This window comes from Phaeodactylibacter xiamenensis, from assembly GCF_965229835.1.
Taxonomy (GTDB): Bacteria; Bacteroidota; Bacteroidia; order Chitinophagales; family Saprospiraceae; genus Phaeodactylibacter; species Phaeodactylibacter xiamenensis.
The window spans coordinates 3,152,294-3,164,836 of the sequence record NZ_OZ245931.1 but is presented as its reverse complement, the minus strand read 5'-3'; the positions used below and the strand labels follow the sequence as shown (position 1 = coordinate 3,164,836).

General features: G+C 49.3%; 14 protein-coding genes. 4 read left to right on the top strand and 10 right to left on the bottom strand.

What is annotated here, in order from left to right; all coding sequences use genetic code 11:
* Nucleotides 1-60: 60 nt before the first annotated feature.
* Entirely contained in the window at nt 61-708 is a 648-nt protein-coding gene (locus tag ACO08I_RS11665; protein WP_282775214.1) for an N-(5'-phosphoribosyl)anthranilate isomerase, read from the bottom strand.
* 106 nt (nt 709-814) lie between these two features.
* On the opposite strand from ACO08I_RS11665, the gene ACO08I_RS11660 reads away from it, so the two are divergent.
* The 4 genes from ACO08I_RS11660 to recA all read left to right on the top strand — a co-directional run bounded on the left by ACO08I_RS11660 (nt 815) and on the right by recA (nt 3,321).
* On the top strand, nt 815-1,162 hold the full coding sequence (locus ACO08I_RS11660) for an MGMT family protein (RefSeq protein ID WP_282775215.1): 348 nt from the start codon (nt 815-817) through the stop codon (nt 1,160-1,162).
* 34 nt (nt 1,163-1,196) lie between these two features.
* Nucleotides 1,197-1,631, top strand: coding sequence for a DUF2147 domain-containing protein (locus tag ACO08I_RS11655; protein WP_421949390.1), 435 nt, complete (start codon nt 1,197-1,199; stop codon nt 1,629-1,631).
* A 124-nt stretch (nt 1,632-1,755) separates the two neighbouring features.
* The gene (locus tag ACO08I_RS11650) at nt 1,756-1,995 is read left to right on the top strand and encodes a hypothetical protein (RefSeq protein ID WP_282775217.1); all 240 of its coding nucleotides are present in this window, start codon (nt 1,756-1,758) and stop codon (nt 1,993-1,995) included.
* A gap of 237 nt (nt 1,996-2,232) precedes the next feature.
* The gene (gene recA, locus ACO08I_RS11645) at nt 2,233-3,321 is read left to right on the top strand and encodes a recombinase RecA (protein ID WP_044221241.1); all 1,089 of its coding nucleotides are present in this window, start codon (nt 2,233-2,235) and stop codon (nt 3,319-3,321) included.
* Between the two features lie 138 nt (nt 3,322-3,459).
* On the opposite strand, the gene ACO08I_RS11640 is transcribed toward recA, so the two are convergent.
* The 9 genes from ACO08I_RS11640 to ACO08I_RS11600 form a co-directional block, all read right to left on the bottom strand.
* Entirely contained in the window at nt 3,460-4,053 is a 594-nt protein-coding gene (locus ACO08I_RS11640) for a hypothetical protein (RefSeq protein WP_282775218.1), read from the bottom strand.
* Nucleotides 4,054-4,060: 7 nt separating this feature from the next.
* Nucleotides 4,061-5,398: a gliding motility-associated protein GldE gene (gene gldE, locus ACO08I_RS11635; RefSeq protein WP_421949389.1), complete on the bottom strand. Its 1,338-nt coding sequence runs from the start codon at nt 5,396-5,398 to the stop codon at nt 4,061-4,063.
* Nucleotides 5,399-5,505: 107 nt separating this feature from the next.
* Nucleotides 5,506-6,015, bottom strand: a complete 510-nt coding sequence (locus tag ACO08I_RS11630) for a single-stranded DNA-binding protein (RefSeq protein WP_282775220.1) — start codon at nt 6,013-6,015, stop codon at nt 5,506-5,508.
* 36 nt (nt 6,016-6,051) lie between these two features.
* Nucleotides 6,052-7,167, bottom strand: a complete 1,116-nt coding sequence (gene mutY, locus ACO08I_RS11625) for an A/G-specific adenine glycosylase (protein WP_282775221.1) — start codon at nt 7,165-7,167, stop codon at nt 6,052-6,054.
* A 142-nt stretch (nt 7,168-7,309) separates the two neighbouring features.
* Nucleotides 7,310-7,849: an RNA polymerase sigma factor gene (locus tag ACO08I_RS11620; RefSeq protein WP_282775222.1), complete on the bottom strand. Its 540-nt coding sequence runs from the start codon at nt 7,847-7,849 to the stop codon at nt 7,310-7,312.
* A 362-nt stretch (nt 7,850-8,211) separates the two neighbouring features.
* A complete protein-coding gene (locus ACO08I_RS11615; protein WP_044221261.1) occupies nt 8,212-9,300 on the bottom strand; it encodes an LptF/LptG family permease in 1,089 nt (362 codons plus the stop codon).
* Nucleotides 9,301-9,424: 124 nt separating this feature from the next.
* On the bottom strand, nt 9,425-10,558 hold the full coding sequence (gene tgt, locus ACO08I_RS11610) for a tRNA guanosine(34) transglycosylase Tgt (RefSeq protein WP_282775223.1): 1,134 nt from the start codon (nt 10,556-10,558) through the stop codon (nt 9,425-9,427).
* An 11-nt stretch (nt 10,559-10,569) separates the two neighbouring features.
* Nucleotides 10,570-12,012, bottom strand: coding sequence for a rod shape-determining protein RodA (rodA, locus tag ACO08I_RS11605; RefSeq protein WP_421949388.1), 1,443 nt, complete (start codon nt 12,010-12,012; stop codon nt 10,570-10,572).
* Nucleotides 12,013-12,018: 6 nt separating this feature from the next.
* On the bottom strand, nt 12,019-12,423 hold the full coding sequence (locus tag ACO08I_RS11600; RefSeq protein WP_044221266.1) for an SPOR domain-containing protein: 405 nt from the start codon (nt 12,421-12,423) through the stop codon (nt 12,019-12,021).
* Nucleotides 12,424-12,543: the final 120 nt, after the last annotated feature.

The window sequence follows — 12,543 nt, the reverse complement described above, 5'->3', positions numbered from 1 at the left end:
TTAAGCAAAAGAACAGGGCTTAGCTTTTTAGCGTTGAAATGGATAACATGGCTGGTCGCTTTATTCTTCAAAGGTCTCCAGTGCCTCAAACAGGTCATCCAGTTCATCAAAGGATTTATAGCCCACTTTTTCCTCTTCGCCCCCCCGTACGCTGATGCCCGCTGCGGCAGTGTTTTCCAGTACATCTTCCACCTGCCCGGCAGGGAAGTCAGCACTTAGCAAGATAGGGAATTCTTCGCAAAGTTCCTGAAGTTGCCCCGGTGCATTAGCCTGAATATCAGCCCATTTGAGGTTGTTTTTGGCAAAGTCGAGCACAAAGTACTGTACCTGGTCTTCGTTGGCCTTCATCTGGGTGGCTATAGCATCGAGCTCGCTCAGGTCCTGCACTACCATTTCCTGAATGACGGGCACTTCTGCTTTGTGCAGGGCTTTGAGGGTTTGCAGGTCAGCGAACATGCCCACCTGTACGGCATCGAGCTTGAGCATATCGACGGCGCCCAGGATTTCATCGTTGGCCTGCAGGTTGAATTCGCCGAGTATTTTCACGCCGTCCACCCATTCGCGGATGGCCTCCATATTGGCAGGGGGGATGTAGTCTGCGGCTCCGGTATCGAGGTTGAAGCCCAGCCACTCCACTTCCCATGCGGCGAAATAACGGGCATCAGTAAGGTTGGTTACGGCGCTGGCCTTTACTTTTGTCTTTAGCATAAACTAATAATGCGTGTTGCTTGTCAATATAAATGGTCGATCCTTTTCACTGAAGCGATTAATCAGCAGGCTCGCAGTGCAAAGTTATAGAATTGAAATGTGAACCATGGCACAGCCTTCCTATTATACTTTAGTATTTGCCGTGACCCGGGAGATTCCGCGGGGGCGGGTCAGTACTTATGGCGCGATTGCCGATTTCCTGGCCCTGGGCTCCGCCCGTATGGTCGGCTGGGCGTTAAACAATAGTTTCCACGAGGAAGGCATTCCTGCACACCGGGTGGTCAACCGGAAAGGCGAGCTGACCGGGCGCAATCACTTTCCCACACCCACGTTAATGCAGGAGCGGCTTGAGGAAGAAGGCATCCGGGTGGAAGATAACCGCGTGGCGGACTTCGACGAAGTGTTTTGGCACCCCAAAGCCCTGGGCATGGATTACGAAGTGAAGGTTGATTAAAAGGGGTAAACCCCAAAACTTAAAGTTAAGCGAGATGATGAAGCAGCTGTTGTTGCTACTGTTTGTTACACTAGCTGGCGTAGTAAACGTTCAGGCACAGAATACACCAACCGGCATATGGAAAACCGTTGATGATGAGACCGGCGAGGCCAAGTCGCATGTGGAGATTTACCAGGATGGCGGAAAATACCACGGGAAAATCACAAAACTACTGCAGTATCCTCAGGACCAAGTCTGCGAGGCCTGCACGGGCAGCCGTAAAGGGAAGAAGCTGGTAGGGATGGTCATTGTTAATGACCTTGAGCCCTACAAGGATTACTGGAAGAATGGTACCATTATGGACCCGGAGACCGGCAACGAGTATGGCTGTTCGGTCTGGTTTGAAGAAGGCAAGCCCGATGAATTGAAAGTGCGCGGCAAGCACTGGACAGGAGTTTACCGCACACAAACCTGGTACCGGGTCAGGTAATCAGACGGGAGGATAAAGTTTTGGTGGTGCAGCACCGAAAAAAACAAATTAAAAGGGCAATATGAATGTCCTTTCTTTAGTTTTATAGGTGATTTTCTTAAACGCAACCACATCAAATTATTCTATGAAGCAAAGCTTTACATCCAACCATCTCGTCAGATACCTCTACAATGAGGTGACGGTATCAGAACGGCTCGGCCTTGAGGAGGCACTCACTCGGGATTTCGGGCTATTTGAGGAATACAGCGAGCTGAAGGCGGCTTACCGAGCCTTGCCGAAGGTGACGTTTAGCCCCTCAAAGCAATCGCTTCAGCGCGTGCTGGAGTATAGTAGTGAAAGAGCTGCCCTGGAACGCTCGCATTGAGCGCCGGAACATTTACTGCTTAAGAAGCCCCTGGCATCGCAATGACGGTCAGGGGCTTCTGCATTTTAGACCGTCGCTCTTTTGAATCCCTGCCGGGTTTGCCTAACTTGAGCCGTGGTTGCGGGCATACCTGCCTGCAATCAGTTTTAAATAAAATGTAGCGTTTGTTTGCTTTTTATAAACGAAGTGTTTATTTTTGTTGGGCATTCAAACAAAATCTTGATTAAACCACACCAAATGGCAGATGTCAACAAGGACCGGGAAGCTAAACTCAAGGCGCTTCAGCTGACAGTAGACCGGATAGAGAAAACCTACGGGAAGGGCTCGATCATGCGCCTCGGTGACGACAACGTCATCGAAGTAGATGCCATTCCCTCCGGCTCTTTGAGCCTCGATATTGCGCTCGGCGTAAATGGATTTCCCCGCGGGCGTATTGTAGAAATTTACGGGCCGGAGTCTTCCGGCAAAACCACCCTGGCTATTCATGCGCTTGCAGAGTGTCAGAAACAGGGCGGGATTGCAGCATTTATCGACGCAGAACATGCCTTTGACCGCACCTATGCCAAAGCCCTGGGCGTAGATACGGAAAACCTGCTTATCGCTCAGCCGGACAACGGTGAGCAGGCACTGGAGATTGCTGAAAACCTCATCCGCTCAGGTGCAATTGATATTATCGTTGTCGACTCCGTGGCGGCCCTGGTGCCCCGCAGTGAGATCGAAGGGGAAATGGGGGATTCCAAAATGGGCCTTCAGGCGAGACTGATGTCTCAGGCCATGCGTAAACTTACAGGTACGATTGGCCGTACAGGCTGTTGCTGCATTTTTATCAATCAGCTTCGGGAGAAAATCGGCGTTATGTTCGGTAACCCCGAAACGACTACCGGTGGTAATGCCCTGAAGTTCTATGCTTCCATGCGGCTGGATATCCGGCGTTCGGGTTCGGCCATTAAGGACAAGGAAGGCAACGTAGTGGGCAACCACGTGAAAGTGAAGGTGGTGAAAAACAAGTTGGCGCCCCCATTCCGAATTGCTGAGTTTGACATCATGTACGGCGAGGGTATCTCTAAAGTCGGCGAGGTCGTTGACCTTGGTGTCGATCACGATATCATCCAAAAGAGCGGCGCCTGGTACAGCTATGATACTGCCAAAATTGCGCAGGGGCGTGAGGCGGCCAAGCAGTTTATGATGGACAACCCGGAAGTGGCGCTGGAAATCGAGCAGAAGATTAAAAACAAGATCACCGGTGTGGCAGAACCTGCAGAGGAAGACGATGCAGGCGCTAAGGGCAAAAGCACCAAAAATGCCGTGAAGGTGAGTGAGGATTAGGATGTTCCCGAATAGGGAATATGCAGAATAATAATGTAAAGAATAGAAAACGGCGTGTCCCTGTAGGAATGGACACGCCCTTTCTGTTTAGTCCTGTATGGATTAGGTATTATGGCTGCAGAATGAAGGTGGCCCTCTCTATTCTTTCCATTCAAAGGTCTCGATCATCTTCAGAAGGTCGGTTTCCAGGAATTTGTAGATTGGCGCCATAGAGTCCGGGCGTACTTCTGTGTTGAAGTAGAGCGAAGCCCTTAGGAAGTGGTTTGTACTGTCTGTAAGGTAGAACTGAGCCGGAGAAGCAGCGTGCCCTTCAATAAGGAAAAGAACACCACTAACGTTATTGTCTTTTTGGATGAGCATCTCATCAATATAGCTGGCTTTTTTATTGTGCCAGTCTGCGAGGTTGAAGGCATCGCTGCGCAGGTCTTCCCAGTCTGCCTGACTTTCAATAGGGGCGTAGCTGCAATAGAGGCGCCCATCAAAGTCCTTAAAGTAAAGGTCGAACCAACAGGGGTGTGGAGGAGCTTCGTCAAAGAAGCTTTTGTCCTGTTGAACTTCAGCATAGTTCGGGTACTCGAAGGTGAAGGCACAGTAGTCTTCATCAAATTGCTGATAAGCCTTTTCGGGATACTCAACTTTGGGGAATGCTCTCGGTTTAGGGGTGGGGGCAGGGGCGTCGCCGCAGCTGCCTAATAAAAGGGTCAGGAAAACAAAAAAGCTCAACCGGTACATAGACGATCTAATTTTTGGGAAGTGTCAATAAAATCTGCTCAATCCTCCGCTTGCTAACGGTCACGACTTTGAAACGGTATGCCCCCTGGGTAATCTCTGCGTCAGTTTTGGGCATATATCCCTTGATTTCCAGAATTAGCCCCGCCAGTGAATCCGCCTCGCCCTTTACTTCGTCAAAAGTATTGGTGTCGATACCGATAATGCGGCACACATCATTGAGCAGTGTCTTACCTTCAAATAAGTAATTGAAATCATCAATTTTTTTATAAACCACTTCGATCTCATCATCAAACTCGTCTTTGATTTCGCCGATGATCTCTTCCATGATGTCTTCCAGGGTAACGATGCCGGAACTACCTCCGTATTCGTCCACCACGATCGCCATGTGCAAACGCTCCACCTGGAACTCCTTTAGCAGGTCATTAATTTTCTTCGCTTCCGGCACGTAGTAAACATCCGGCCGGATCAGCTCCTGCCATTCAAAATCAGCAGGTTCGTCCAGGTGGCCCAGCAGGTCTTTCACATAGAGGATGCCGGTGACGTTGTCGAAATCATTCTCATAGACTGGGATACGAGAGTAACCCGCCTCCTTAATAATTTCCAGGAGCTCCTTATAGTCCATTCGGAAATCGACAGCCACAACATCTACCCGGGAACGCATAATCTGTTTGACGGTCACATCACCAAACTTGACAATACTTTTCAGGATATCAATATCCCTCCCTGCCCCTTTTTCCTGGCTTACCGTTAGCTCGATGGCTTCATCGATTTCGGCCCGGCTGGGGCTGTTGCCATTGCCGGCGCCGGCAAGGCGCCTTTCCATGATATTGGTAGACCGGACCAGGATATTGCTGACCGGATGGAACAACCGCATCATAATATCCAAAGGGCGGGACATCAACCGGGCAAGCTGCAGGTTGTTGATACGGGCATAGACCTTGGGTGCCACTTCCCCAAACAAGACGAGGAGGAAAGTAACGCCAGCTATCGTGATCAAAAAGCTCAGCAAACGGCCCCAGAATTCTGTTTGTTCAGCCGTGGGGACCGTAAACAAACCAAGCAGAGTTGTTGCCCACTGATCGAATGTTTCGTCCGGAAAGGCCGAACGGAGCACAAAGTCAGACAGAATGACAATCGCAATATTGATGAAGTTATTGCTAATCAGGATAGTCGCTAAGAGCTTTCGGGGTTTTTCCTTCAGGCTGATAATGGCGCGGTCTGCGACGGTATTACTGTCTTCCAGTTTTTTCACATCGCTATAGCCCAAGGAAAAGAAGGCGACTTCAGAACCCGAAATCAGGGCTGATGAAAAGAGCAGCAAAATAATGCCAAATACGCCCAGCATCAATTCAGGGCTGAAGGCACTCAGAAATAGAGGATGCTGAACCAGAAACGAAAATAAACTAGCGGGCTCCGATTCCAAGGTGCTGGGAATTAGTGAACGGAAGTTGCCTAGAACGGCAGGTCATCTTCGGCGGTATTGCCACCGGCAGGTTCTTTACTGATATTGCCAGTGTCTGCGTCGGATTGCGATTGTGAAGTTGTAGCCGTCTCAGGCGTACTTCTCTGCATGTTTCCCATTTTTTGCTCGTCTTCCGGACTTGGGAAGTAACCACCGCCGCCGGAGTTGTTGTCACGTTTGCCACCGACCATTCGGAAATAGCTGGCAACTACTTCAGTTGTCTTGCGGTTATTGCCATCCTGATCCTGCCAGGTGCGGTGGGTCAGTTTGCCTTCGATGTAAACCTGGGTACCCGTTTTTAGCTGGCTCTCTGCCCGCTCAGCAAGTGTTCTCCACATAACAACATCGTGCCATTCCGTTAACGTTTGCCATTCACCGCTGCGGTCTTTGTAGTTTTCATTGGTAGCGAGGCGGACCTTGGCAACGACCGCCCCATTTTCCAGGCGGCGTACCTCCGGGTCTGCACCTAAATTGCCAATTAATATAACGCGATTTACCATTTTTAGCTATTGGATTGAAGTTTGAGGCGCTCTTCGTTACACCAACTTTAAATATAGCGAATTATCACCTAAATACCAATCAATTATTTTTGGGAAGGCGAAATTACTTAAGTTTTTCCGATCGGCAAGAATGTAAGGGGCTAATTCTGATATGGAGGGTGGTTCGTCTTCGAGGTGGATTTCCCAAAACACGGCCTGAATCTTTTGATGGGTCAGTGTTTGCTGCTGAGGCGGGGAAATCTGCTCGATCCGGGCGGGCCGATCGCCAATGCAAGCCTCCCAGGGAGCGCTGCGCCGGATTTCCTGTTCACTTGCTTTAGCCTCCGGCCACTCCAGTACAGGGAATTCATAGAGGTTGCGCCAGATGTCCTTTTCGGTTCTTTTCCGGAGCATAACCTGCGGGCCTGCGTTCACGACGAGGTAATGAAAATACCGGTTTTTCTTTTTGATTTTTTTGGATTTGACAGGGAGCTGATCGACTTTTTTATTCTGAAAAGCGGCGCATTGGCCATTCAGAGGGCAATGTGAGCAAAGTGGCGCTTTAGGCTTGCAGTGGGTCGCGCCAAAATCCATCATAGCCTGATTGTGCTGAGATGGGGCAAGGGATGAAGCCTGTAGTGCCCGGTCTGCTAGATTGGCAAACTGCTTTTTCCCTTCTGTACTGTCAATGGGGGTTTGAATGCCCCAAAACCTGGATAGCACCCGGAATACGTTGCCATCAACTACGGCATAAGGGAGCTCGTAGGCAAAGGATGCAATCGCTGCTGCGGTATAAGGGCCAACTCCTTTGAGTGCCCGTATTCCTTCGTAGGTGCTGGGGAATTTACCCTTGAGCGTGTGTACAATATACTTTGCGGCTGCGTGGAGATTACGGGCCCGGGAGTAGTAGCCGAGGCCTTCCCATGTTTTCATGATGGTATCCTCTGGTGCATTAGCGAGGTCATGAACGGTAGGGAAGCGTTCCCGGAAACGCTCAAAGTAGGGCAGACCCTGTTCTACCCGGGTCTGTTGAAGGATGATTTCGGACAGCCAGATCAGGTAGGCGTCTTTTTCACCCTTCCACGGAAGAGGGCGGTGGCTTTGGCTAAACCAAACCTTGAGCTGATTCGTGAAAAATGACAAACTGTCTTTTGAAGTGGATCTTCTGAGCATAGGTAAAAAAGTAGCGGCAATAGAGCCTGATGGTTCTATTGCCGCATAAAAGTAAAGTTTATTTTTCGATAAAGGGGGAAATACGTAGGTCCGGAATGTCTAAGTTGCCACAGGTATTACCAGGTTAAACTTGCGCGAAAACCTACTGATGAACCTTCTGACGGAGCTCGCTCAGGTTCTCATAACGCTTGCCAATCACATCTTTGAGTTCTTTGCGAGCGAAGAAAATACGGCTCTTGACAGTGCCCAGCGGAAGCTCCAGGTGGTCTGCAATTTCCTGGTACTTATAACCGTGGTAGTGCATCAAAAACGGAATCTTAATGCTGTCGTCCAGCTCTTCGATCATTTGAGTAAGCTCCTTAAGCATGATGTTGGATTCTGCTTTGTTTGAAATAACGACGCTTCCCGAATTAATATAATACATATTATCGGTAGAGTCCATTATCGTGTTGGCTTTGACTTTTTTCCGGTAGTTGTTGATGAAGATGTTCTTCATGATGGTGAAAAGCCAGGCTTTAAAATTCGTTCCGGGACGGAATTTATCCCGGTTGGTAAAAGCTCTGAATGCGGTCTCCTGGAAAAGGTCTTTCGCATCCTCCGTGTTTTTGGTCAGATTGTAAGCGAAGGAATTAAGGAGAACCGTCATTTTATCGAAGTTGCTGTAAAACTCTGTGGTGGACATGGCTAAATTGGACTTTAATTTATTTGTTCTAGTTTTCTTCTCTTGTTGAATCAAAGATAAGGAATAGTTAAACAAAATACAATATTTCATACCAAAGTGACGCCTGTTTTGCACTAAAATGAAGCGTGAATTCTTGAATTCATTTCATAAAAGCCTGTTATACAGTTGATTATCCTACTTAAGGAACTTTCAAAAATTTTTATAACTTTCAGTAAAAAATGAAATGAGTGGGTTTTTGTAGAGACTTGCAGGCGTGTTTTCATACTTTTGTTCAACATTCGGGACTTTAAGCGGCACGAAAAAGTCTGGTGTAGAACGATGCCTACCCTAAAGTTAAACAGAAAATAAACTTTTGTTAAACCTTACTTTTGAGCATTTCGGACCAAATAAATGGCAACTGCGCCAAAGACCAGGTTGGGCAGCCAAATGCCCACAATCACCGGAATGAGCTGACCGGCTGCAAATACAACAGCAAAGCGGGAAAAGAAAATGAACAGTGCCCCTATGCCAACCCCCATAGCCAGATGAAGCCCAATGCCGCCCCTTACTTTACGCGCAGCAATAGCCATACCGATAACGGTGAGGATAAAAATAGTGAAGGGCTCGGCAGTCCTCCTGTGAAATTCGATTTCGTACTTCTTAGTATTGCCCACTCCGCGGGCTTCCTGCTTGGCTATATAGTCGAGCAGTTGCCGGGAAGTCATCATCATATGCTGCTCTTTATAGTCCACAAAGTCAGCCGGTGTTAGGTTGATCGCAGTATCGAGGGTCTCTCCCCGCCCGAGGATGAGTTCCTCTGCCATGCCATTGAAAGTGCGGACTTCATAGTTGCGCAGCCGCCACTGATTAGGTGGGCCAACCCATTCAGCGGTATTGGCTTTAAGGAGCGATACCAATTCACCATTCTCAAAGTGCTCCAGCCGGAATTTCCGGGCGGTGCTGTCGCGCTTCCGGTAGTAGTTGATGTAAACCTTGGTGTTGGGGGCTACGAACATATGCACGTCCTGTGTCTTGCCTTTATCGTTATTCGTCCAGATATAAGCATGTTCGACGTCCAACCGGTTCTTGTTGCCAAGCGGGATGAAAAAGTGGTTGCCTATCAGATGAAGTATTGCAATAAAGCTTGCCGCAACCAAATAGGGTTGCATAAACCGCCGAAAGCTAATCCCGGCATTGAATATGGATATGACTTCTGAGTTGTAGGCGAGGCGTGAGGTGAAGAAAATGACGGCAATCAGGGTGTACAGCGGCCAAAGCAACCCCGCAATAAACATAATAAACCCGGGGTAGTAGAGCACAAAAATCTCATAGCGCGTGATTTCGCTCTCGATAAATTTCTCTATTTTTTCACTAAAGTCAATAATGACCGATATCATAGTGAAGATGAGCACCGTGAAAAAGAAGGTACTCAAAAACTTCTTAATAAGATACAGGTCGATTTTCTTTAGCATAGTTCTGGCCGGGTTCTTGACTTGGCAACAAAGAAAAGCGCTTTTGAGCGGAATTCCCGCTGCATCTGCTGCGCTTCTTTTCGGTAACGCATGGGATGAGTATTTAGATGCACTACTAACAAAATTATAACCTCCTTTGCACTCGTTTAACCATCTCCTCCTTCCAGGACGCAAAGTCGCCGTCAATAATGTGCTGCCGGGCTTCCCCCACAAGCCAGAGGTAGAAACTCAGATTGTGCAGGCTGGCAATTTGCGGGCCCAGGAGCTCTTTGGTATGCATCAGGTGCCGCAGGTATGCTTTGGAGTATTGCTGACTGGCATAACAGGGGTTGCTGGCATCCACCGGGCTGAAGTCGTCTTTCCATTTGGCATTCTTGATGTTGATAATGCCCTCTGAAGTATAGAGCATACCGTGGCGGGCATTCCGGGTGGGCAGCACACAGTCAAACATGTCCACACCCAGAGCGATGCATTCGAGGATGTTTTCCGGTGTGCCCACGCCCATCAGGTAACGTGGCTTGTCTTTAGGCAAAATGTGGCAGACCTGATCGGTGGTTTCGTACATAGCTTCCGCAGGTTCGCCCACCGAAAGACCGCCAATGGCATTGCCTGCCTGGTCTGCTGCTGCAATCGTCTCTGCTGATTTGCGGCGCAGGTCGGGGTAAGTGCTGCCCTGCACGATGGGGAACAGCGTCTGTTCGTACCCGTATTTGCCCCCGGTCTCTGCCATGCGCTTCACACAGCGGTCCAGCCATCGGTGGGTGAGCTCCATAGAGTTTTTGGCATACTCATAGTCGCAGGGGTAGGGCGGGCACTCATCGAAAGCCATGATAATGTCTGCACCAATGATGCGTTGAATATCGATGGCGCGCTCCGGAGTAAAAGTGTGGGAAGAACCATCTATATGCGACCGGAAAGTGACCCCTTCCTCATCTATTTTGCGCTGAGCGCTCAGGGAGTAGACCTGATAGCCACCGCTATCGGTAAGCATGGGGCGCTTCCAGCCATTAAACCCATGCAGCCCGCCTGCATTTTCCAGTATCTCCAGCCCGGGGCGCAGGTACAAATGATACGTATTGCCCAGGATGATCTGAGCCCTGATATCAGACTCTAATTCTCGTTGATGGACTCCTTTGACGGTGCCAAGGGTACCAACCGGCATAAAAATCGGCGTTTGGATCTCGCCGTGCGCAGTTTCTATACGGCCTGCCCGTGCCGCAGATTTTGGGTCAGTATGTTGCAGCTGGAACGTGAACAAATTCAATCAGTTTAGTGGCGGAAACGGTGTTTGTCTAGCTTGAGCAGAATGCTGATCATTATGGTAAAGCCCAGCAGGGACGATCCCCCCTTGCTAATCAGTGGGAGGGGGATACCGATGATCGGCGTCATGCCCATGGTCATGCCGATGTTGATAAAAATATGGATGAACAGAATACCTGCAACGCAATAGGCGTAGTGCCGGGCAAAAGCGGATTTTTGCCGCTCAGCAACCACCGTTATGCGCAACAAGAGCAGCAAATACAGGAGAATGATACCGGCTGTGCCCACAAAACCCTGCTCTTCACCTATGGTACAAAAGATGAAGTCAGTAGACTGCTCCGGTACGTAGTTGAGTTTAGTCATCGTGCCATTAAGAAACCCTTTGCCTTCCAACCCTCCGGAGCCAATGGCAGCCTTGGATTGGGTCAGGTTATAAAGGGAGCCCCGCTCGTCGCATTTTTCGGGCTGCAGCCAGACGTTAATCCGGTCCTGCTGATGCGGTTTGAGCACATAGTTGAAAGCGTAGTTTGAAGCGAAGGCGAGCCCGCTGCCCAGTATCAGAAAGAAAGCCATGAGCATAGCCATGCGGCCGTTGCGCTGCTGGTAAGCGATGAAACCGGAAGCCAGGAAAAACAGGATTGCTCCGCCCAAAAGGTATAAATGATAGCCCAGCCCCGACAGATTGTACGCTGCAATGGCCAGGAGGGCAATAGCTGCCCACGCATAATTTCTTAGGTTGTTGCTGAAGTAATAGGCAAGCACCGCTGCACCAGCCAAGACGGTGCCAAAGATGATCTGTACAGGAGGATATATGAACCCCAGAATCAGCAACGTGGCTCCGACGATTCCTACAATATAGTAGATAGGGTTCAGCCCTTCGCGGAAGTATACAACCAGGAAGGAGGTGAAAACGAGCGCTGAACCGGCATCAGGCTGTAGCATGATCAATAAGACCGGTAGCGCGATGAGCCCAAGGGCTGTCAGTTGTGCTTTGGGATGCCGGAGGTCAGTGCTGTAGGTACTTAGAAATGCGGAGACGCCCAGGCAGGTGCCCACTTTGGCCAGTTCGGAAGGCTGCAGGGAAAAACCACCGAAAGAAAACCAGGAGGTTGCGCCTTTAATGTTGGTCCCAAAAATCAGGACCAGGACCAGCATCAGCATGGACAATCCGTAGATCGGATAGGCAAAGGTTTGCCAAAACTTATGGTCAAAGAGCATGATGAAGGCGAAAACCAGCCCGCAAATGCCCAGCCAAATGGCCTGCTTACCGGCAGATGTATTCAGGAAGCCTCCCATGCCGACTTTCCTGTACTCCTCGTAGCTTACGGAGAAGATCATCATCCATCCAATAACCGCCAGCCCCAGGAACAGGCAGAAGGTCAGCCAGTCAATGCGGCCAAACATCATCACACTTTCCGGGTTACCCTGATGTTGTCTGCGGTATGCGTTCATAAAGGATTAAAAGTTTCCAATAAGCTCTGAAGGTCTGATCCTGTCATCTTTAACGAGATAAATCCCGGAGTAGTCTTGTTGCAGGATATACTTCAGCCGCATCGCTTCCAATTTGGACTCAAAGGCGCCGGCCCGGAGCTTGTAGTAAGGCTTCGCGTGCTCCCAGTCTACCGGGATATTCGGGTAGCGGTATTTGAAGGATTGCTTGACCGTCTCCAGGCGCTGCCGGTCCGGCGTAGCCAGGATTTGTACCCGCCAGCCTTGTACAAAGTTTCGGGATTTGTTGAGCTCTACGTAGCGGTCCATCATCTGCTGAATAGGCTCATCTGCCTCAATAATGACATTTTGGGCTTGCCCGAAGCCAAGGCATCCTATCATAAAGAAGGCGGAAAACAGGACTCTGAATAACATTATAATCGTTTTGATCATTCAATTGACTATGCCTTTGGCAGGCATGTTCCGAAGCCGCAATAGCGGGAAATTGATGCAAAGTTCCTAAAATTAAGGAATTATAACGAGGGGAAGTCATTA